This window comes from Corynebacterium tuingiense (assembly GCF_046718165.1).
Lineage (GTDB): Bacteria > Actinomycetota > Actinomycetes > Mycobacteriales > Mycobacteriaceae > Corynebacterium.
Genome location: NZ_CP177101.1, coordinates 1,630,326 through 1,651,398, shown reverse-complemented (window position 1 = coordinate 1,651,398; position 21,073 = coordinate 1,630,326). Strand labels below are relative to the sequence as shown.

Below are 21,073 nucleotides of genomic sequence, written 5' to 3'. Positions count from 1 at the left end.
ATTGAGGCACTCATCATGGCTGAGCTACCACCTTTTCTGCGCGGGCGCGTCCTTGTAGCAGGAGCCGGCGTTTCTGGCCGCGGGTGCGTGGCGATGCTCGCGCGCCTCGGCGTAGACACCACCGTCGCCGATTCCAACGCAGCGGCCCTATCGACCTTGGAGGAAGAGTTCGGCGTAGCGACGGTATCAACCGACGCTCCAGCACCGGGTGAGTATGACCTGGTGGTGACCTCGCCGGGGTGGCGGCCCGATTCCGCCCTCTTAGACTCCTTCCAGGCCGCCGGCGTGGAGGTCATTGGCGATGTCGAGTTGGCCTACCGCCTCGACCGCGCCGAGGTTTTCGGCCCGAAGCGCACCTGGCTTGTCGTCACTGGCACGAATGGAAAGACCACCACCACGGGGATGCTGACCAAGATTATGCAGGCCGATACCGCCCGCAGCGGGCTGCGCGCCCAAGCCGTGGGCAATATTGGGGTCTCCCTTTTTGATGCCCTGACCGCCACCCCGCGGGTTGACGTGCTGTGCGCCGAGCTTTCGTCCTTCCAATTGCACTGGTCCAGCGAGCTACGCCCCGATGTTGGTGTCTTACTCAACGTGGCCGAAGACCACCTGGATTGGCACGGTTCCTTCGAGGCTTATGCCTGTGCCAAGGCCAAGGCCCTGCACGGCACCCGCGCCGTGGTGGGCAAGGACGATGCCGCGGCGGGCCGCTACGCCAAAGGAATCGACGGCGTATACGGCTTTACCGCCGGCGAACCGGCCGCAGGCGAGGTAGGGGTGAGCGCCGGGCGCTTGGTCTCCAGGCTGGACGGCGAGGACGCCATTGATCTCGCCTCCGCCGAGGGAATCGAGCCGGCCGGCCTTGCGGGAGTCCTCGACGCGGCGGCGGCCGCGAGCGTGGCGCGGTTGGCGGGCGCCAGCTCCGCCGCCATACAGGAAGGCCTGGCCGCCTATGCGGTGGCCGGCCACCGCGGCGCCGTGGTGCACGAGCACGACGGGATTTCTTATATCGATAATTCCAAGGCCACCAACCCACACGCGGCCGATGCCGCCCTAGAGGGATTCGACTCCGTTGTCTGGGTCGCCGGCGGGCAGCTCAAGGGCGCGGACGTGGATGAGCTCATCGCCACCCACGCCGCACGGTTGAAGGCGGCGGTACTGGTGGGCATCGATAAGAGCATCATCGCGGAAGCACTGGCGCGCCGCGCCCCGCAAACCCCGGTTGAGCTCATCGAGGACACCGACCCACAGGCGGCGATGAACGCGGCCGTGCGGACCGCCGCGCAACACGCCGAGGCCGGCGATACCGTCCTCTTGGCGCCGGCTGCGGCATCGTTGGATATGTACACCGGAATGGCCCAACGCGGCGACGTTTTTGCCGCAGCGGCGCGGAATATCGCCCGCGCTGATTAGACCTTTTTAAAAATTAGGAGACTTCATGACGGCCACCTCCCCGCAGCGCCCCCGCGCAAAGAGCATGCGCGAACGCATTAATGACGTGCGCGAACAAGCCCGCCAGCAGGCCGGGCTGGATTATCAGCTGCTGCGCCTGATTATCTTCTCGCTCATCGGCATTGGCGTGGTCATGGTCTTTTCCTCGTCCATGGCCACGTCGCTGACAGAAGATGGCGGCGTGTGGAACCAAGCGCTGCGGCAAACTGCCATGGTCATCATCGGCTTGGGCGCGTTCTGGCTCGGCCTGAAGGTGTCCCCGCAGACGCTGCGCAAATTCATCCCGTGGCTTTTGGCCCTTTCCATCTTGTTGCTGATCGCGGTGCTCATCCCGGGCGTTGGTACCGGCCGCGAGGAGGTGGGTTCCCAGTCGTGGATCTACGTCGGTCCGATTTCCCTGCAGCCGTCCGAGCTCGCGCGCATCACGGTGGGCATGTTCGGTGCCTCGGTCTTGGCGGATAAGGAACATCATTCCCTCAAGCTCTCGGACCCGTTCATGATGTACTCGCTCATCGCTGGTTTAATGTTCCTGCTCATCGTGGGGCAGGGCGACTTGGGCATGGCCTTGTCCTTTGCCCTGGTTGTGGTCTTCACGCTCTTTTTCGCCGGCGTGAACCGGCGCGTGCCCATCATCATCGGCATCCTGTGTGCGCTGGGCTTGGTCGCCGTCTTCCTCATCGGCGGCTTCCGCTCCCACCGTTTCCACACCTATTTCGATGCCCTCTTTGGCAATATTTCCGATACCCAGGGTACGGGCTTTCAGTCTTACCAGGGCTTTCTTTCGCTTGCCGATGGCGGCTTCTGGGGCGTCGGCCTCGGCCAATCGCGCGCCAAGTGGTTCTACCTGCCAGAAGCCAAGAACGACTTCATCTTCGCCATCGTGGGCGAGGAGCTCGGCCTGTGGGGCGGCGCGCTGGTGATCTTCCTCTTCGCTGCCTTGGGTTATGTGGGGCTGCGCACGGCGACCCGCGCGCAGAATCAGTATCAATCCCTGCTGGCTGCGACGCTGACTATCGGCGTGGTGACCCAGGCGTTTATCAATATCGCCTATGTCGTGGGCCTGCTGCCGGTGACCGGTATCCAGCTGCCGATGATTTCCGCGGGTGGTACGGCCGCGATTATTACGATTGGCTCGATGGGCATTTTGTGCAACGTCGCGCGCCACGAGCCGATGCAGATTTCTGCCATGCAAAACTTTGGGCGCCCGCTGTTTGATCGCCTCTTTTTCATCGGTGAGCCGCAGCCGCCGACGGCGAGGAAGCAGAAAAAGCGGGGCCGGCACGCCCAACCGCAGGAGACCCGTCCGCGGGTGCGCGACGAGCGCTACGGCCGGCCGGTGACCGGAAGTGGGCGGAGGTATCCGCGCGCCGAGCACCGCCCGAGGCGGTAGGCGCTGGTAGCCTTTAGGCTATGAATTCCACGCCATTTTCCGTCGTCCTTGCAGGTGGCGGCACTGCAGGACATATTGAGCCCGCACTTGCCGTCGGTGAAGCTTTACGCGAGCGCTACGGCGCTCGGATTACCGCATTAGGGACCGAAAAGGGGCTGGAAAGCGATATTATTCCCGCCCGCGGCGTGGACCTGCGCCTGATTACCCCCGTGCCGATTCCCCGCAAGGTGAGCACCAACCTGGCCAAGCTGCCCGTCAAGCTCGCACGCTCTGTCCGCCAGGCGCGGAAGGTCTTAAAGGATGCGGAGGCCGATGTCGTATTCGGTACTGGCGGTTACGTCTCTGGGCCCGCCTATATCGCGGCGAAGACCTTAGGCATTCCCTTTTACGTCCTTGAGACCAATGCCCTGGCGGGCATGGCCAATAAGCTGGGCGTCAAGCTCGGCGGCATTGGGCTCAACGCCCACGCCAATTCCGGCATGGAGGGCGAGGTCATCGGCATCCCAGTGCGCCCAAGCCTGGCCGCGGCTGCCGCGGATAAGGACGGCAATACCGCCGCGGATGCCCGCACGAAGTGGGATTTGGCGCAGCTGCCCACCATCCTCATTACCGGCGGCTCTCAGGGCGCAGCCAGCATCAACGGCGCTGTGGCGGGCGCAGCGGAGGACCTCACCAAGGACTTCCAGCTCCTGCACGCCTATGGAAAGAAAAACGATCCGCCTAAACCGTACCCGAACTATGCTGCGCTGCCGTATATCGATGACATGGCCGGCGCGCTGGCCGCAGCGGACCTTGTGGTGTGCCGTTCGGGTGCGATGACGGTGGCTGAGGTTACCGCCGCGGGCCTTCCCGCCATCTACATCCCGCTGCCGCACGGCAATGGAGAGCAAGCCTTGAATTCGCGCGAAATGGTAGAGGCCGGCGCTGCGGTGCAGATTCCCGATGCCGAGTTGGGGTCCGAGCGCCTTATCGAAGAGGTCCGCGCCATCCTCGATACCCCAGAGCGCCTGGAATCCATGTCGCGGGCCGCAGACCAGTCCACGGCGGGGGATGCGGCGCATATCATCGCTGACCGCATCGCCACCCGCGTGCAGGACGCAGAACTGCAGGTAGGAAAGAAGGACAAGTAAATGACCGATCCCGCACAGTACGATCTTAGCCGCGTCCACCTCATCGGCATCGGCGGCTCCGGAATGTCGGGGCTTGCCCGCATCTTGGCCGCTCGCGGCGCCGTCGTTACTGGCTCCGACGTGAAGGACTCCACCCCGGTGGAGGTATTGCGCTCCATGGGCGCCAAGGTAGCCATCGGCCACGCTGCGGAAAACCTCAAGCTTTCCGGCGAGCTGCCCACCACCGTCGTGACCTCCTTTGCGGCGATTCCGCAGGATAACCCGGAGCTCGTCGCCGCGCGGGAGAATAATATTCCGCTCATACGGCGCTCGGATCTGCTCGCCGCGCTGATGGAGGGACATACTCAGGTGCTGCTGGCGGGCACGCACGGCAAGACCTCGACGACCTCAATGGCCGTGAGCGCCATGCAGCACGCGGGGCTGGATCCCTCCTTTGCCATCGGTGGCCAGCTCAACCGCGCTGGTACCAATGCACACGGTGGCACCGGCGAGGCCTTTGTTGCCGAGGCCGATGAATCCGATGCCTCGCTCTTGCGCTATAGCCCCGATATCGCCGTTATCACAAACGCGGAGCCGGACCACCTTGACTATTTCCATTCCGCGGACGCCTATTTCAAGGTCTTTGCGGACTTCGCGGACTTGGTCACCCCGGATACCGGTTACCTCGTCGTGTGCGCGGAGGACGAGCATGCCGCCGAGATCGGTGAGCAGGCACTTAGCCGCGGCATCAACGTCATCGGCTATGGCGGCGCGGAGAAAGCGCGTACCACCTCCGTGCCGCTTGCCGCAACGCTGACCGCAGAAGAGACCACTGCCGCCGGCATGGCGTGTACCGTGCAGCTTTCCCTGCCCGGCGTGGAGGAATCCGTGAGCTACCAGCTGCAGATCCCCGGCCACCACATGGTCCTCAACTCCATGGCTGCGCTTATCGCCGGCGTGTTATCGGGCGGCGACCCCAGCACCATTGCGGAGGGGCTCGCGGATTTCAGTGGCGTGCGCCGTCGCTTTGAGTACCGGGGCAGCGTGGACTGGCAGGGCGGTAGCGTCCGCGTCTTCGACGATTATGCCCACCATCCCACCGAGGTTGCCGCGGTGCTGCGGGCCGCGCGCGCCAAGGTCGCTGCCGAAGGCAATGGCGGGCGCGTCATCGCCTGCTTCCAGCCGCACCTGTACTCGCGCACCATGGAATTCGACGCCGAGTTCGCGCGGGCGCTTGCGCTTGCCGATGCCGCCGTTGTACTCGACATCTACGGCGCCCGCGAGCAACCCGTGGAAGGTATTACCTCCCGCATCATCACCAATAAGATGCCGGAAGAGATGGAGGTTATCTTTGAGCCAGACTTTTCCGCAGCGGCCAAGGACGTGGTCTCCATCGCACAGCCGGGCGATATCATCTTGACCATTGGCGCCGGTTCCATCACCCTAGTGGCCGCGGAAATCCTCGATGAATTGCGGGCCCACTAGTGCGGGTGTCGAAGAAGCTCATTTTCAGCATCATTGGCGGCCTGCTCGCCCTCGTGCTGCTGGTGGGCATTGTTGTGTGGGCGGTGCCCATTTTTAAGGTAAAAAACTTTGAGGTGGAAGGCGTGCACCAGCTTGATGCCGCCCAGGTACAGGAGGCCGCAGGCGTGCCCGAGGGCGAAAACCTCTTGCGGGTGGACGCGCACGAGGCCGCTAGCGGCGTTGCGAGCCTGGACTGGGCGGATTCGGTGACGGTTTCGCGCGACCTGCCATCGACCTTGACCATTTCCGTCACGGAGCACAAGCCCGTCGCCTTCGTGAAGCGAGATGACACCACCTACCTCATCGATGACAAGGGCGAGGAATTTACCTCCGCCGAGCCGCCCGAAGGCGCGGTGGAGCTTACCGGGGACATCGACAGTGGCTCTACCGAGGCCCAAGACGCGGTATCTGCCATTGCCGCGCTTTCCGATGACGTGCGCCACCAAGTTGCCACCCTCGAAGTCACCGATTCTTATTCCTTGCAGTTCACCACCAAGGATGATCGCCGCATCTTCTGGGGAGCCAGCGATAAAAATAACGATGATAAGGCCCGCGCCTTCGCCACCGTGCTGAAGATGGAGGGGCAAGAATGGAATATTTCTAACCCCGAACTGGTCACTACCCGCGGATAGGGTAGATACCTCGGTGGAGGCCTCGATAGACCCGAAAAATTCCCTGCGCGCCGCGCCCCAAGCGTATGCGCTGCAGGGTCGTTTATTTTCTCTTTTAGGTGGTGTCAATGGTGCGGAAGTGGCGGACAAAACCGCAGGCCAGCAACCCTAAAGTGGTACTTGAGAGTCCCGACACGCGTAAAATGAGCATGAAAATTACAGGTGTGTCGTTAAAGATGGAGGGGAACGCGATTCACGCTCGTGAAGCGCATACAATCCTCGTTTAATGCACGTGCAGACTTAAAGTAGCGAAAGGTGAGACCTGCTCACATGATCTCTTCCAACAACAATCTCGCGGATATCAAGGTCGTCGGCGTCGGCGGTGGCGGCGTCAACGCCGTGAACCGCATGATCGAAGAAGGCCTGAAGGGCGTCCAATTCGTCGCCATAAACACCGACTCCCAGGCGCTGATTTTCTCCGATGCCGATACCAAGCTCGACATCGGCCGCGAGGCCACCCGCGGATTGGGCGCAGGTGCTAACCCTGAGGTGGGCAAGACCTCCGCGGAAGACCACAAGTCCGAAATCGAGGACGCCCTGCAGGGCTCCGATATGGTCTTCGTTACTGCCGGCGAGGGCGGCGGCACCGGTACAGGTGCCGCACCCGTAGTCGCTTCCATCGCGAAGAAGATGGGCGCGCTGACAGTGGGCGTTGTCACCCGCCCCTTCAAGTTCGAGGGCGCGCGCCGTACCCGCCAGGCCATGGCCGGCATCGAGGAGCTGCGCGAGGTTTGCGATACCCTCATCGTTATTCCAAATGACCGCCTGATGCAGCTCGGTGGGGAAGAGCTTTCCATCGTGGAAGCCTTCCGCGCGGCCGATGAGGTTCTGCACAATGGTGTCCAGGGTATTACCAACCTGATCACCATCCCGGGCATGATCAACGTCGACTTTGCTGACGTTCGCTCCGTCATGTCTGATGCCGGCTCCGCCCTGATGGGCATCGGCTCCGCACGGGGCGATAACCGCGCCATGACCGCCGCCGAGCAGGCCATCAATTCGCCGCTATTGGAATCCACGATGGAAGGCGCCAAGGGCGTACTGCTGTCCATCGCCGGCGGCTCTGACCTGGGCCTGCACGAGGTTAACTCCGCGGCCTCCATGGTCGAAGAGCGTGCCGATGAAGACGTCAACCTCATCTTCGGCACCATCATCGATGACACCTTGGGCGATGAAATCCGCATCACCATAATCGCCACCGGTTTCGATGCCGAGGCCAATGCCGCCCAGGCAGCATCGGGTAAGCGCGCCTCCGAGCAGCGCAAGCCCGGCTCGCTCTTTGATAACCGCGACCGCGAGTCCGGCAACTCCGCCACCCCGGCGCCTGCCCAACCCGCCGCCGATGACTACGCACCGCGCCACTCCTATGAGCCGCGCGCCGGCCAGGACCGTGGCGTAGAAGAACGCCGCGCTGATGAGCGCCGCGTGGACGATCGCCGCTACGACGACCGTCGCGTGGAAGAACGCCGCCCCGAGGAGCGCCGCAGTGAGTCTGGCGGCCTGTTCACCAACTCCGATCGCTTCCGCGAGGAGCGTCGCGAAGACTACCGCCTGTCCCGGCCAAGCCAGCGCCGCGATGATGATGGCGACGACGATCTCGATGTGCCGTCCTTCATGCGCTAAGCGCAAACCGCTACGCTGGTGTGCATGCCAGTAAACGAGGAACATCGCACCAGCCGCCCCGTCCGCATGGTTTTTACCAGCCGTGCAGGCGGGGCGTCTGCATATCCCTATGAGTCTTTTAATCTTGGCGGCCACGTCGGCGACGATCCCGCCAACGTGGCGGCCAACCGCGAGCGCCTCTTGCGCGTTACCGGGCTCGAGAACATCGTGTGGATGGAACAGCTGCACACCAATACGGTCACCGTCATCGATGGCCCGCAAGAGTCCCCGGTGCCAGCAACGGATGCGATTGTCACCACGCAGCGCCGGCTCGGCCTTGGCGTCCTTGTTGCGGATTGCACGCCCGTGCTGCTTGTCGATGTCCCCGCCGGCGTCATCGCCGCCGTCCACGCCGGCCGGCTCGGCGCCCGCAACGGCATCGTGGTCAATACCGTGCGCGAGATGCAGAAACTTGGTGCCCAACCGGAGCGAATCCAAGTGGTCATGGGCCCTGCCGCATCCGGGAAAAACTACGAGGTGCCAGAAGATATGGCCAACGATGTCGAACGGCGCCTTCCCGGTTCGAAATGTAGGACCAAAAAGGGGACGTGGGGCATCGACGTGCGCGCGGGGCTTATCCGTCAATTGATGGGCCTGGGTATTACTAATATCGATTCGGATCCGCGCTGCACCATTGAGGACACGGATTTCTTTTCTTATCGCCGCGAAGGAACCACTGGCCGCCAGGCCGGTGTGATTTGGTTGGAGGCTAATCATGAGTAACCGGAAACAAGAACTGGCAGATAATCTCGCCGCAACGAGGGAACACATCAGCGCCATTGCAGCTGAGCATGACCGACCGGCACCGCAGCTATTGGTCGTGACCAAGTTCCATCCCGCAGAGGATATTGCCCTTCTAGCGGAGCTCGGGGTAGAGGACGTGGCGGAAAACCGCGAGCAAGAAGCCCGGGCAAAGGCGCAGGAGCTAGACCAGCTGCGTTTTCACATGATTGGCCAGATTCAAACCAAGAAGGCCAACCACGTCGCGCGGTGGGCCGCCAGCGTGCATTCTGTGGATTCGGTGAAGCTGGCCAAGGCACTGGACCGCGGCGTGGGCCTCGCGCACGAGCGCGGTGAGCGAGACACTAACCTTCCGGTATTTATTCAGGTCTCCGCCGATGGCGATACCTCGCGCGGGGGAGTAATCCGCGAGGAACTGGATGAGGTGATCGAGGCGGTCGAGGGGGCGGATCACCTAGAATTCGCCGGGCTCATGGTGGTTCCTCCCCTTGATGCCGATGCGCTGGAGGTATTTACTACAGTGCGCGCAGACGTGGATCGCCTCTCCGAACGCCTTGGCCGGCAGCTCAAACTCTCGGCCGGGATGAGCGCGGATATGGATGCGGCGATTGCTGCGGGCACCGATATTGTGCGTGTCGGAACCAGCATCATGGGAAAGCGCCCAGTAGGTTAAAAATATCGCAAAAGCGCATTTCACAGCGTAAATCACATGAGTCACATCATTCACATTTACGCGCTTGAACTTGAACAAATTTAGGTCAGAGGGAGACCCAAAAATGTCATTCATTGATAGGACGAAGAATTTCTTCGGGCTTGGTCCGATGGATTTCGAAGAAGACGACGCCTACTACAACGACGAGCCGCGTTACGCGGGCAACGGAGCGGCCACTTCTGCGGCCTACGCCCCGCGCCGCGCCCCGCAGGCCTATGAGTCGAATCCGGCGCCGGCGCCCGTCGAGGAAAAGTTCGTCCCGACTATCGTGGCAATTTCCCTGACCTCGTTCAACGATGCCGCCAAGGTGGGCGAGCCCTTCCGCGATGGCGATGCAGTGGTCTTTGAACTTACCGATGCCGAGCGCGGCACCGCTAAGCGCTTCATCGACTTCGCAGCCGGCCTCTGCTTCGGCTTGGAAGGCCGCATGCTCAACCTGTCGAAGGGCATGGACACCCAGCGCAAGGTATTCGCCGTCGTGCCGAAATCCGCCGATATCGCTAAACCTGAACTGGAGCGCGCCGCCGGTCTGCGCTAGGAGCGCGGGCTAGGCACGACGACGCACATCCCATTAACCCCCGTACGGCGCGCAATGCGCATGTGCGGGGGACTATTCGATAGGCTGAGTAATCGTGACTGACATTGGAATTATCCTCATCTTTCTGGTGAGGGTTTATACATGGGTACTGATCGCCCGGATTATTATCGAGATGATCCAATCCTTCTCGCGGCAATTCAATCCCCCGCGCTGGTTCATGATCATCGCTGAACCCCTTTTCGCCATCACGGACCCACCGGTCAAAGCGCTGCGCCGGGTTATTCCTCCGCTGCAGATGGGTGGAATCGCGCTGGACGTTTCCGTCTTGGTGCTATTTTTTATCCTCTCGTTCCTGACAATTTTCCTGCAGGCCATTTTCTTGTAGGACAACCCCGCATCACCCCGTAACCTGTGGTAGACATTGAGAGTCAGCGTTACGTCCATTATTGTGGACTTTCGGTTACAATAAAATGCGATAACCCGTATTATGAACCACATATAACTTTGTGGGGAAGGTTTAGATAAACTGGAACCGCAGCTCCTAAGGCCCTGGAACCTCCGGGGTTGTATCAACTCGAAGGGGAAGACAAGTCATGCCACTGTCACCAGCTGATGTACACAACGTCGCGTTCAGCAAGCCGCCGATTGGCAAGCGTGGCTACAACGAGGATGAGGTAGATCAGTTCCTCGACCTCGTTGAGGATGCCCTTGCCCAATTGCAGGATGAAAATGAAGACCTGCAGGCGCAGGTGAGCGATCTTAGCTCCGGGGCCAAGGCCGGCGGAGCAGGGGCTGGTGCCGCAGCCGCCGCAACCTCTGGCGCAGATGAAGAAGCTCTGCGTAAGGAGATTGAGGCCAAGCTGCGCGCTGAGTATGAAACCAAGTTGGCAGATTCCAAGTCCGAGGTCTCTCGCGCCAAGGAAGAAACCAAGAAAGCCCAGGAGCAGGTCAAGGCCGCCCAGGCCGAGGCCGCAAAGGCCAAGGAGAGCGGTGCCGATGCCCCGGCAGCTGGCGCCACCGCCGCCGCTAATACCGCCGAGCTCAAGGCGGCTCGCGATGAGGCTGCGAAGGCTAAGAAGGAAGCCGAGGAGGCTCGCACCGAGGCCAAGCAGGCCAAGAAGGAGCTGGAGTCTTCCCAGCGCGAGAACGAGAGCCTGAAGAAGTCCGCTTCCGCCGCTGGCTCCTCGAACTCGGCTGCCTCCAACGCCGCAGCGGCCGCTGCAGGTGCTGGTGTAGCACAGGGCGCAGACGGCCTGGCTACCCCTGATACGCACATGCAGGCAGCCCGCGTGCTGGGCTTGGCCCAGGAGATGGCGGACCGCCTGACCTCTGAGGCTCGCGCCGAGTCTGAGTCCATGCTGTCTGAGGCCCGCACGGCTGCAGAAAAGCAGCTTTCCGATGCTGACTCTCGTTCCAAGGCACAGCTTGCCGAGGCGCAGAAGAAGTACGACACTCAGGTGCAGGACGCAGAAACCCGCTCCAAGAAGCTGGTTTCGGAGGCAGAGTCCAAGGCTCAGCAGACCGAGTCCGATGCTTCCTCCCGTGCCGAGGCCCAGATTCGCCAGGCAGAGGAGAAGGCCGCATCGCTGCAGGCCGATGCCGAGAAGAAGCACACTGAAGTGATGAACACGGTCAAGCAGCAGCAGACCGCTTTGGAGGCACGCATTTCCGAGCTGCGCACCTTCGAGCGCGAGTACCGCACCCGCTTGAAGACCCTCCTCGAGTCCCAGCTGGAAGAGCTCGAGACCCGCGGAACCGCCGCACCAAATGGCGATGCCGGCAAGAACTAAGAAAGCTGGTTGGCAGTAACTAAGCCAAATTAGTTACCCGTAGCGCCCACGCCTCTAGGGGAGTGGGCGCTATTATGGTTTTATCCCCGCTATGATTGTTCCCATCGCTTCTTTTTAATCCCTGAGAGGAACTGCCATGCTCGTTGCCGCCCTCGTCCTTGCCCTTGTGGCCTTCGTGGCTTTGGTGACGTATGTCTTAAATACCGCCGACTGGGCGTTGTACCTCGTCTTTATCGCAGCGGGTTCCGGCATCGTTTTGTTTATCATCGACTGGGCGCGCAAGCACCGCGCGGATAATAGCGCCCTTGACGAAGACCTGTCCCATGGATGGAAGCAGAACTAGGGCCCCTTCGTCGCTCACATCCGTCTCTGCCCGCTCAGTTTCGGTGTGGTTTGGTTGATGCGGTCAAAGTGAGCGGCCAGAAAGAATCTCCACGCAATTACGGCATGCCAAAGTAGGCGCACGCCTGCGCCTCAACTGACTGGGGTCCGAGCCTCAGTAGCAATTGCGTCACCAGCAACCTCTGCGGTTTATGGGATTGCGGTTTTCTCGGATCGGTCGTCGAATCCCCAAATGGACCCCCAAACGGATCCTCAGGCGGACTCCCAGGCGGACCCCAGCCGGGAGTTCGTGACGAGCTCTCAGATGCTCCTGCCTAATCCGGAGGTTCCCACCGGATGGTCCCATTCCTGCGGACCAGGTGTCCGCGCAGTGGTGGGGCATTGGGGTCATCGTCGTTGACCCCGTTGTGGTAGGCGCAGGCTGTGGATAAGTTACCTATGTTGGTCAATCCACCGTGCAACCACGGTTCCAAATGATGGATTTGGCATTCGTCTGCGGGCTTACTGCACCGCGGCCACGGGCAAATGGGATTCTCTGCTGCGGCCATAAGGCGTTGTTTCGCATTGGCAAAGCGCTCCGTGCGGTACAGATTGACCGCTCCCTCAAAGGGGCTAATGAGGTTAATGAGCCCTCTTTCCTTGAGGGCGCGCTCTAGGTACTCGGTGCCAGTAAGAGTTGCGCCGTTGGTCATCTGCAGCTGGATTTCTTCGCCATCGCCATTGATGATGCGTACGTAGTCATCCAGGTTGACCAGGACATTGGTCATGACCGTGGTTCTAACGGCGGTGCCGCCGCCGAAGAATGTCTGTTCCACCGCCTCCAGCGGCTCTTTTCCGCTCTCCTTTAGCGCGGCATGAAGGTCTGCAATGAGCGAGGACCGCGCATCGATGGCCAGCGTCCACGGCGCATTCTTGCGGCGAATGATGCGCACCCCAGGCTTAACTCTTTTCTTTTTCGCAGGTAGCTTGGATTTTGCCAGCTTTTCTAAGTCCCCAGTGCTGGCATTGGTGGTGCAGAGCTGCTCGCGGAGAAGCCAGGCATCGAAAAGCGTGGGCATCTTGCGGGCGTACTTTTCTATGATGGACAACGCCACAATGGAATGACCGTTGCGGCGGGCACCTTCCATGGCGCGCCGGCGCCGACCGGTGAATTTTGTATTCCCGCAATAAGCCTCTTTGAGCAGGATAAGTTCCCGTGCCGTGTGTTCTGTTGCGCCGTGCGCCCGAAGATCGTCCTCAGACATGCCAGCGCACCCGGCGACGATATCCATCCCCGGGGCCATAGCTGCTAAGTAATTCTCGAGCGCGTTCATGCTTCATAATCTATGGCTGCACGCAACCGCGTACAACAGTAAATTTTCTACCTGTGGATAACTTTTGTGCACAGCGTTCTTGTGGCGCTATACTGGCGGGCACATGCGATGATCCGGCCATCACCGGGGGAGCAATTCAGAAGAACGGCCAGAAGGCTCAGTAGAACTGAACGGGTGGGACCGTTATCTCCTTCACCGAAACGAAGCGGAGCTTTTTAGCTCAAGCAGGGTGGTACCGCGAGCCATTGGCCCGTCCCTGCACCAAGTTATAGCTTGAAGGAAGATAGTGGTGAAAAAGATTTACCCCAAGGTCGATATGACCGGCGGCTCGAGCCGGTTCCCGGACATGGAAGAAGAAGTCCAGAAGTATTGGAAGCAGGACGATACGTTCCAGGCTTCTTTGGAAAAGACCAAGGACTGCCCCGAATACATCTTTTATGATGGCCCTCCCTTTGCCAATGGCCTGCCTCACTATGGCCACCTGCTGACCGGTTACGTTAAGGACATCGTGCCGCGCTACCGCACGATGGCCGGAAATTACGTCCCCCGCGTCTTTGGCTGGGATACCCACGGCCTGCCAGCGGAGCTGGAGGCGGAAAAGCAGCTCGGGATCACCGATAAAGCCCAGATCGAGGACATGGGCCTGGACAAGTTCAACGAGTACTGCGCAAAGTCGGTGCTGGAATACACCGATGAGTGGGAAGATTACGTCAACCGCCAGGCCCGCTGGGTGGACTTTGACAATGGCTACAAGACCATGGATATCAACTTCATGGAATCGGTCATGTGGGCGTTCAAGGAGCTCTATGACAAGGGCCTGATCTACAAGGGTTTCCGCGTGCTGCCTTACTCCTGGGCGGAGCATACCTCCCTGTCCAACCAGGAAACGCGCTTGGATGATTCCTATAAGATGCGCCAGGATCCCACTTTGACGGTGACCTTCCCGGTCGCAGGCGCTCGCGAGGGCACCGCGGCGGAAAAGACGTTGGCGGATTACCCCGCGCTTGCCGATGCCTCCTTCCTCGCCTGGACCACCACCCCCTGGACCTTGCCGTCCAACGAGGCGCTGGCGGTTCACCCGGAGGTCTCTTACGCACTGTTTAAGGCCACCGACGGCGAGTTCGCCGGCCGCACGTTCATCATGGCCGAAAACCTGCTGGGCACCCTGGAAAAGGAACTAGGTGAGGCCGAGGTGCTAGACACCTTCACTGGCGCGCAGCTCGAGGGCTTTAAGTATGAGCCGATCTTCGGCTTCTTCCCAGACTTGCGTAATGCCTACCAGGTGCTATTGGCAGACTACGTCACCACCGAAGACGGTACGGGTGTTGTCCACCAGTCACCTGCCTTTGGTGAAGACGATATGAATACCACCAACGAGTATGACATCGAGTTGGTGGTCCCGGTGGATGAGGACGGTAAGTTCACCTCCCAGGTCCCGCCGTACGAGGGCCAGCTGGTCTTCGATGCGAATAAATCCATCATCAAGGATCTCAAGGCCGCTGGGCGAGTGGTGCGCCACGTGACCATCGAGCACTCCTACCCACACTCTTGGCGCTCGGGCGAGCCGCTTATCTACATGGCGCTGCCCGCTTGGTTTGTGAAGGTCACCGAATTCCGTGATCGCATGGTGGAGCTCAACCACAACGAGATCGAGTGGTTGCCAGGGCACATCCGCGATGGCCAATTTGGCAAGTGGCTGGAAGGTGCCCGCGACTGGAATATCTCGCGCACCCGCTACTGGGGCGCGCCCATCCCGGTGTGGATGTCCGATAATGACGAGTACCCGCGCATGGACGTCTACGGCTCTTTGGATGAGCTGGAGAGGGACTTCGGCAAGCGCCCGGAGTCGCTGCACCGCCCGCACATCGATGAGCTGACCCGCCCCAACCCGGACGATCCCACCGGTAAGTCCACCATGCGCCGCGTGCCGGACGTGCTGGACTGCTGGTTCGAATCCGGTTCCATGCCGTTTGCGCAAAAGCACTACCCGTTTGAAAACAAGGAGTGGTTTGAAACTCACTCGCCGGCGGACTTCATCGTGGAGTACTCCGGGCAAACCCGCGGCTGGTTCTACCTGCTGCACGTGCTGTCCACCGCGCTCTTTGACCGCCCAGCGTTCAAGAAGGTCGTGGCCCACGGTATCGTCTTGGGCAACGACGGGCTTAAGATGTCCAAGTCCAAGGGTAACTACCCGGACGTCAACGAGGTCTTTGACCGCGACGGTTCCGATGCCATGCGCTGGTTCCTGATGTCCTCGCCCATTCTGCGCGGCGGCAACCTCATCGTCACCGAGCAGGGCATCCGCGAAGGCGTGCGCCAGGCGCTGCTCCCCATCTGGAATGCGTACACCTTCCTGCAGCTCTACGCCGAGCAGGACGCCAAGTTCGATACGAGTTCCACGCACGTGCTCGACCGCTACATCCTGGCTAAGACCCACGACCTTGTGGCGAATGTCGATGCCGCTCTGGCGGGGACCGATATCGCCACCGCTACCGAAGAGGTTCGCCTTTTCGCCGATGTGCTGACCAACTGGTACGTCCGTCGCTCCCGCGATCGCTTCTGGGGTGGCGAGGACTCCAACCCAGAGGCCTTCAACACCCTCTACACCGTTTTGGAGACCACTACGCGCGTGGTTGCCCCGCTGTTGCCGCACGTCGCCGAGGTCATCTACCGCGGCCTGACCGGTGAGCGCTCTGTGCACTTGGCGGACTTCCCGAAGGCCGAGGACTACCCCGCGGATGCGGACCTGGTGTCTGCCATGGACGCCACCCGCGCGGTGGCATCGGCTGCGTCCTCGGTGCGCAAGGCCAATAAGCTGCGCAACCGCCTGCCGCTGCCAAAGCTCACCGTGGCCTTCGCGGGCTCGCAGAGCCTGGCGGACTTCGCCGATATTATCCGCGACGAGGTCAACGTCAAAGAGGTTGAGCTTACTGATGATGTCGATTCCGTCGGCACCTTCCAGGTGGTCTGCAACGCCAAGGTTGCCGGCCCGCGCTTGGGCAAGGATGTCCAGCGCGCCATCAAGAACCTCAAGGCGGGCAACTACGAGCGCCGCGGCGATGAGGTCGTGGTAGACGGTGACATCGTTTTGAGTCCTGAGGAATACACCGAGCGTTTGCAAGCTGCGAACCCAGACTCCACCGCCCGCATCGAGGGCTTGGATGGCCTCGTCGTCCTGGATACCGAGGTCACCGAAGAGCTCGAGGCCGAAGGCTGGGCCGCCGATGTTATCCGCGGCCTGCAGGATGCCCGCAAGAACTCCGGCTTCGACGTATCTGACCGCATCTCCGTGGTCCTTTCCGTGCCCGAAGATAAGAAGGAGTGGGCGCAGCGCCACGCTGAGACCATCGCGGGCGAGGTGCTGGCAACGGAGTTCTCCGTGGTCACCGAGCCGCTTGCCGATGCCCACGATATCCTCATCGGAGTCACCGCCACCGTAGCCAAGAACTAAGAGCGTATAGCGCCAACCTGAAGCGGCCCGGCCGGATGCTATCTACAGCGTTCGGCCGGGCCGCTGCTTTTATCAGGGTTGCGCTGCATTTTCCTCTAAGCTCCGGAAGGATAGAAGGAATAGGGGAGTAGACTGGCGGCCGAATTCCCCGACGTGAGGAAGGTAGCCGTGACAGAGAGCGATTCTTTAATGCCCGCAGAAATTGTCCGCAGCGGCCGAGGAGTACTCGGCATTGAAGTCGGCTCGACGCGTATTAAAGCGTGCCTCATCGACAGCTCCGGACGGGTCATCGCAACCGGTTCTCATCGCTGGGAAAGCGACTATGTAGATGGCCACTGGAGCTACGCACTAGATGATGTGTGGGATGGTCTGCGTGCCGCCTACGCTGATTTGAACGCAGAGATACGTGAGCTCACGGGGGAAAGGCTCACCCGGCTAGCAGCTATTGGCATATCTGGGATGATGCATGGCTACTTGGCTTTCAATAAGTCCGCTGAACAGCTCGTGCCCTTTCGCACTTGGCGCGATACCTATACGGGCGAAGCCGCGAAGAAACTATCGGAACTCTTCGACGTTAATATTCCAATGCGCTGGTCCGTCGCCCATTTCTATCAGGCTTTGCTGGACGGCGAGCCACACGTTGGCGACGTCGATTTTCTGACAACCTTGTCCGGCTATATCCACTGGCAGTTAACGGGTAAGAAAGTTCTCGGCGTGGGGGATGCCTCTGGCATGTTTCCTATTGACCCTCAAACGGCGTCCTACGATGAGGCGGCGCTCGCGAAAATCCGCGGAGAAATTGGGCGAGACTTCGCAGAGTTATTGCCCGAGTCCTTGTCTGCGGGCGCGGACGCGGGTGCCCTTGAGCACCCAGAACTCCTGGATCCCAGCGGAGCGCTGCAGGCCGGCGCGGTGGCATGCCCGCCTGAAGGCGATGCTGGAACGGGCATGGTGGCCACGAATACCGTCAGCATCAATACGGGCAACGTGAGCGTGGGTACCTCGATTTTTGCAATGCTTGTTCACCAAAAGCCCTTGAGTAAGTCCTATCCCGAAATTGACCCGGTGACCACACCGACGGGTCTGCCAGTGTCGATGGTGCACTGTAATAACGGCGCGCAGGAAATTTCGGATTGGATCTCGCTGTTTAGCGATGTAGCAGTGGCGTTCGGCACCAAGAACATTGACCACATCGACGATGTATATACGGCCATTTTGACCGAGGCATTACGCGGTGAACCGGATGCCGGCGGGGTAGTGGTCTATCCCTACCGGGCCGGTGAACCGATTGCGGGTTTGATTGAAGGGCGTCCCATGGTGGCGCGGACACCCGATGCGAATTTCTCCCTTGCTAACCTCATGCGCGCCAACCTGTATAGCGTCTTTGCATCGCTGGCGCTGGGTATGCGCTTGCTAGAGCAGGAAGGTATTTCCGTGGACGTCGTCCAAGCTCACGGTGGGATTTTCCGCACGGTTGGCGTAGCGCAGCGCTTCCTGGCAGCCGCGTTGAAAACACCAGTGGCCGTGGCGCAGTCCGCTAGCGAAGGTGGTGCCTGGGGAATCGCGTTGCTGGCGAACTACATGGGCTCGGATAAAGACTTTGCGGATTACCTCAACGATGAGATTGCCAGCAGCAATAATACTGGGCGCGTCCGTCAGCCCGATCCGCGCGATGTCGCGGGCTTTGCTACCTACCTCGAGCGATTCATAGAGGGATTGTCCATGCAAGAAGGCGCAGTTTCAGCGTTGCCTACCTCCGTATCTCAAGAAGAAGACTAAGGCACTAGGGAAAGGCCACAATGGTTCAGCATCTATCTGAGTATCGCCCAGAAATCCAACAAGCGGTGTCTAAGACCCGCCAGCGCGTCAGCGACCTTCACGCCGAACTGCCGCGGTGGGGCCTTGTGTCGTGGACTGCAGGCAATGTCTCTGAACGCATTGTCGTCGATGCCTCCGGTACTCCGAGCACACAGGATCTTTTCGTCATCAAGCCCTCTGGCGTGCGCTACGAGGAGCTAAGCCCAGAATCGATGGTGCTCTGCGACTTAGAAGGCGTGCTTGTCGATGGCGCTTATGCTCCCTCCTCGGATACCGCCGCACATGCCTATGTGTATAAACATATGCCGGAGGTTGGCGGAATCGTCCACACCCACTCGAGCTACGCCACAGCGTGGGCCGCCCGCGGGGAAGAGATTCCATGCGTACTTACGATGATGGCCGATGAATTCGGCGGGCCAGTGCCCGTTGGACCCCTTGCGATCATCGGCGATGACTCCATCGGCCGGGGCATCGTGGAGACCTTGCGGGAGTCCCGTTCACCTGCCGTGTTGATGCAAAATCATGGTCCCTTCACCATCGGTGACGATGCTGAAAATGCCGTGAAAGCAGCCGTGATGGTTGAAGAAGTTGCGCGTACCGTGCACTTAGCCAAGGAGCTCGGCGGCCCTAAGCCCATCCCACAGGACATTATCGATAACCTCAATGACCGCTATCAGAATGAATACGGCCAATAAGGCTTCCGGCTGATATTCATTTATCCGTAATGAATATCTTGATGTGCTCTGGGCTCTTCATAGCCTCGAGCGCTTCTTCGTAGCGGTCAACTGGGAAAGTACCGGTGACTAGGCCATCGAGCTTGTCATAAAGGTGAGCCATCCGCTTGGCCGCAGCGGGGTACATATTAGCCAGGGACTGGGCCCCGATGAGCGAGATTTCCTTCTCGAATAGGTCGAGCGGGCGGAAATCTATCGTGGCATCTGGAGAAGGCACACCCATCTGGATTAAGCGGCCGCGCTTGCCGAGGATACGGATGGCATCAGCAATAGCACCTGCATTGCCGGATGCATCCAAGGTGAGGTCATAGGAATCCTGATCCAAATCTGCGGCTGAGTCCACTGCTTGGACGGCGCCCAGTTTCACAGCTTGCGCGCGCCGGGCCGGGTTGGGTTCAACAACAGAGACGCTTGCTGCGCCCTCATCCAATGCGACGACGAGCGCCACCAAGCCGATGGAACCGGCACCGAAGATGACCATATCCTGGTCTTTCCAATCAGGCGCGAGGTCCAATGCGTGTAAAACGCAAGATAGCGGTTCGGTCAGCGGTGCAACATGGTGAGGAATTTCTGTGGAGAGCTTGTAGACGAATTTGGCCGGCATGGCGATGAATTCCGCACAGGAACCATCCTGCATAATGCCGGCGGGTGAGATGTGCTCGCACAGATTCGTTGCGTTTTGCTTGCACCAGGTGCACTCGCCGCACGTCACGTTGGGGTTAGCGCCAACGTAGTCACCGACGGAAAAATCGGTGACCTCTGCGCCGACCTCCGTGATGTAGCCCGCCATTTCGTGCCCCAGAATGAGTGGGTAGTTGCCGATGACATAGTCACCTCTTACTAAGTGCAGGTCAGTGCCACAGATACCGGTGCCCACCGGTTCGATGATTACCTCGTTGGCTTTTGCGTGGGGAACAGGGACGTCTTGGATTTCAATATCGCCGTGACCAGTGGTAACAACGGCGCGCATGGTATCGGTCATGGGGTATGGCTCCTCTCCGGCGCAGATTGGGCTACGCCGGTACCTGGAATTATCCAGTTGTAGGGTGGGAAGAACTTAGTCTCGAGATGTGTTACCTACGATGTTAAGCGTATCACTTGGACTTGAAGATTTAAGGCAAATAAAATTTTAAAGATAGTGATAGCTACATCATAAAATGACTGGCTAAGCCTCACTTCCTCGTAGTGAGCCAGGCGAGCGAAGTCTCATCATGCGTAATGGCCAAAAGTGCGAGGAACATACACCGTAAAGGGGTTTGTCATTCAAATGGTTTACGCATGATCTGATGTACAGGTTGAAAACGCTAAGAGCACGGGAAGTATCGTGCTCTTAGCGTTTTCTGTGGATTGTTCTATCTCTCTATTGGCACTGACAGTGAAGGCGCATTATTGCGCTTATGGCCTGAAGTCCTCACTAACGCCTTGAAAGGTTCGTATGAAATTCAGTAAACGTATTGTCGCTTCTGCAGCTCTGCCTGTATCTCTCGTTGCTCCGGCCGTCACTCTAGTCGCTGGAGCTGCTGACGGTGAAGCTTGCTTTTAAAACTGTGAAACAGGCACTGTTGATCGATCCAAACTCAGGAATGCGGGCGGATTTGCAGTAGTCGAATACCTGCAAAAGCACTGCGGCATGACCCCAGGTGAGATCTAAAAGTTGAGCCTTCGAAGAGCTGAAGGAAGTAGTTCAACGGCCAAATGATGACGAGGGTAATCCGACTTTCACTGAGTTGGAATTTCTAAGGTATCAAAAACCAATCTCGCGCCTCCCTCCCCAATCTTGGCGTATCTGGACACGTCAGATAACCGGGCAGGTATTGTGCCGCAGG

General features: G+C 59.9%; 17 protein-coding genes. 15 read left to right on the top strand and 2 right to left on the bottom strand.

Annotated elements, in window-relative coordinates; all coding sequences use genetic code 11:
* Positions 1 to 15: 15 nt before the first annotated feature.
* From murD to ACLI1T_RS07815, 12 genes are all read left to right on the top strand, one after another.
* The gene (gene murD / locus ACLI1T_RS07870) at positions 16 to 1,413 is read left to right on the top strand and encodes a UDP-N-acetylmuramoyl-L-alanine--D-glutamate ligase (protein ID WP_411702357.1); all 1,398 of its coding nucleotides are present in this window, start codon (positions 16 to 18) and stop codon (positions 1,411 to 1,413) included.
* Positions 1,414 to 1,438: 25 nt separating this feature from the next.
* Positions 1,439 to 2,842, top strand: coding sequence for an FtsW/RodA/SpoVE family cell cycle protein (locus tag ACLI1T_RS07865; protein WP_411702356.1), 1,404 nt, complete (start codon positions 1,439 to 1,441; stop codon positions 2,840 to 2,842).
* A gap of 20 nt (positions 2,843 to 2,862) precedes the next feature.
* Positions 2,863 to 3,972 (top strand): undecaprenyldiphospho-muramoylpentapeptide beta-N-acetylglucosaminyltransferase, encoded by a 1,110-nt coding sequence (gene murG, locus ACLI1T_RS07860; RefSeq protein WP_411702355.1) that lies wholly within the window; start codon positions 2,863 to 2,865, stop codon positions 3,970 to 3,972.
* Entirely contained in the window at positions 3,973 to 5,436 is a 1,464-nt protein-coding gene (murC, locus tag ACLI1T_RS07855; RefSeq protein ID WP_411702354.1) for a UDP-N-acetylmuramate--L-alanine ligase, read from the top strand.
* Complete coding sequence (locus tag ACLI1T_RS07850) at positions 5,436 to 6,107, top strand: cell division protein FtsQ/DivIB (RefSeq protein WP_411702353.1); 672 nt, start codon at positions 5,436 to 5,438, stop codon at positions 6,105 to 6,107. The genes murC and ACLI1T_RS07850 overlap by 1 nt, the downstream gene beginning before the upstream one ends.
* A gap of 309 nt (positions 6,108 to 6,416) precedes the next feature.
* Complete coding sequence (gene ftsZ, locus ACLI1T_RS07845) at positions 6,417 to 7,769, top strand: cell division protein FtsZ (protein WP_411702352.1); 1,353 nt, start codon at positions 6,417 to 6,419, stop codon at positions 7,767 to 7,769.
* 24 nt (positions 7,770 to 7,793) lie between these two features.
* Entirely contained in the window at positions 7,794 to 8,531 is a 738-nt protein-coding gene (pgeF, locus tag ACLI1T_RS07840; protein ID WP_411702351.1) for a peptidoglycan editing factor PgeF, read from the top strand.
* Positions 8,524 to 9,222, top strand: a complete 699-nt coding sequence (locus ACLI1T_RS07835; protein WP_411702350.1) for a YggS family pyridoxal phosphate-dependent enzyme — start codon at positions 8,524 to 8,526, stop codon at positions 9,220 to 9,222. Before pgeF ends, ACLI1T_RS07835 begins: the two co-directional genes overlap by 8 nt.
* Before the next feature lie 103 nt (positions 9,223 to 9,325).
* Positions 9,326 to 9,799 carry a cell division protein SepF gene (locus ACLI1T_RS07830; protein ID WP_349852679.1) on the top strand — a complete coding sequence of 158 codons (474 nt, stop codon included), beginning with the start codon at positions 9,326 to 9,328 and terminating at the stop codon, positions 9,797 to 9,799.
* Between the two features lie 94 nt (positions 9,800 to 9,893).
* Complete coding sequence (locus tag ACLI1T_RS07825; protein WP_349852680.1) at positions 9,894 to 10,184, top strand: YggT family protein; 291 nt, start codon at positions 9,894 to 9,896, stop codon at positions 10,182 to 10,184.
* A 208-nt stretch (positions 10,185 to 10,392) separates the two neighbouring features.
* On the top strand, positions 10,393 to 11,589 hold the full coding sequence (locus tag ACLI1T_RS07820) for a DivIVA domain-containing protein (protein WP_411702349.1): 1,197 nt from the start codon (positions 10,393 to 10,395) through the stop codon (positions 11,587 to 11,589).
* Between the two features lie 136 nt (positions 11,590 to 11,725).
* The gene (locus ACLI1T_RS07815) at positions 11,726 to 11,932 is read left to right on the top strand and encodes a hypothetical protein (RefSeq protein WP_023023054.1); all 207 of its coding nucleotides are present in this window, start codon (positions 11,726 to 11,728) and stop codon (positions 11,930 to 11,932) included.
* Between the two features lie 313 nt (positions 11,933 to 12,245).
* Here the strand turns inward: ACLI1T_RS07815 and ACLI1T_RS07810 are convergent, their stop codons facing one another.
* Positions 12,246 to 13,244: an HNH endonuclease signature motif containing protein gene (locus ACLI1T_RS07810; protein WP_411702348.1), complete on the bottom strand. Its 999-nt coding sequence runs from the start codon at positions 13,242 to 13,244 to the stop codon at positions 12,246 to 12,248.
* 286 nt (positions 13,245 to 13,530) lie between these two features.
* On the opposite strand from ACLI1T_RS07810, the gene ileS reads away from it, so the two are divergent.
* The 3 genes from ileS to ACLI1T_RS07795 all read left to right on the top strand — a co-directional run bounded on the left by ileS (position 13,531) and on the right by ACLI1T_RS07795 (position 19,208).
* Positions 13,531 to 16,695, top strand: coding sequence for an isoleucine--tRNA ligase (gene ileS / locus ACLI1T_RS07805; protein ID WP_349887308.1), 3,165 nt, complete (start codon positions 13,531 to 13,533; stop codon positions 16,693 to 16,695).
* 168 nt (positions 16,696 to 16,863) lie between these two features.
* Entirely contained in the window at positions 16,864 to 18,474 is a 1,611-nt protein-coding gene (locus tag ACLI1T_RS07800) for a xylulokinase (protein ID WP_411702347.1), read from the top strand.
* Positions 18,475 to 18,494: 20 nt separating this feature from the next.
* Entirely contained in the window at positions 18,495 to 19,208 is a 714-nt protein-coding gene (locus tag ACLI1T_RS07795) for an L-ribulose-5-phosphate 4-epimerase (RefSeq protein WP_023023045.1), read from the top strand.
* A 16-nt stretch (positions 19,209 to 19,224) separates the two neighbouring features.
* Here the strand turns inward: ACLI1T_RS07795 and ACLI1T_RS07790 are convergent, their stop codons facing one another.
* Positions 19,225 to 20,229, bottom strand: coding sequence for a zinc-dependent alcohol dehydrogenase (locus tag ACLI1T_RS07790; RefSeq protein ID WP_023023043.1), 1,005 nt, complete (start codon positions 20,227 to 20,229; stop codon positions 19,225 to 19,227).
* Between the last annotated feature and the right edge of the window lie 844 nt (positions 20,230 to 21,073).

Bases quoted from the DNA above. Each gene is read 5' to 3' on its own strand.
- ACLI1T_RS07790 (WP_023023043.1), bottom strand. From the start codon at position 20,229: ATGACCGATACCATGCGCGCCGTTGTTACCACTGGTCACGGCGATATT.
- ACLI1T_RS07820 (WP_411702349.1), top strand. From the start codon at position 10,393: ATGCCACTGTCACCAGCTGATGTACACAACGTCGCGTTCAGCAAGCCG.
- ACLI1T_RS07830 (WP_349852679.1), top strand. From the start codon at position 9,326: ATGTCATTCATTGATAGGACGAAGAATTTCTTCGGGCTTGGTCCGATG.
- ACLI1T_RS07865 (WP_411702356.1), top strand. From the start codon at position 1,439: ATGACGGCCACCTCCCCGCAGCGCCCCCGCGCAAAGAGCATGCGCGAA.
- ACLI1T_RS07810 (WP_411702348.1), bottom strand. From the start codon at position 13,244: ATGAACGCGCTCGAGAATTACTTAGCAGCTATGGCCCCGGGGATGGAT.
- ACLI1T_RS07835 (WP_411702350.1), top strand. From the start codon at position 8,524: ATGAGTAACCGGAAACAAGAACTGGCAGATAATCTCGCCGCAACGAGG.
- murC (WP_411702354.1), top strand. From the start codon at position 3,973: ATGACCGATCCCGCACAGTACGATCTTAGCCGCGTCCACCTCATCGGC.
- murG (WP_411702355.1), top strand. From the start codon at position 2,863: ATGAATTCCACGCCATTTTCCGTCGTCCTTGCAGGTGGCGGCACTGCA.
- ACLI1T_RS07795 (WP_023023045.1), top strand. From the start codon at position 18,495: ATGGTTCAGCATCTATCTGAGTATCGCCCAGAAATCCAACAAGCGGTG.
- ftsZ (WP_411702352.1), top strand. From the start codon at position 6,417: ATGATCTCTTCCAACAACAATCTCGCGGATATCAAGGTCGTCGGCGTC.
- ACLI1T_RS07815 (WP_023023054.1), top strand. From the start codon at position 11,726: ATGCTCGTTGCCGCCCTCGTCCTTGCCCTTGTGGCCTTCGTGGCTTTG.
- murD (WP_411702357.1), top strand. From the start codon at position 16: ATGGCTGAGCTACCACCTTTTCTGCGCGGGCGCGTCCTTGTAGCAGGA.
- pgeF (WP_411702351.1), top strand. From the start codon at position 7,794: ATGCCAGTAAACGAGGAACATCGCACCAGCCGCCCCGTCCGCATGGTT.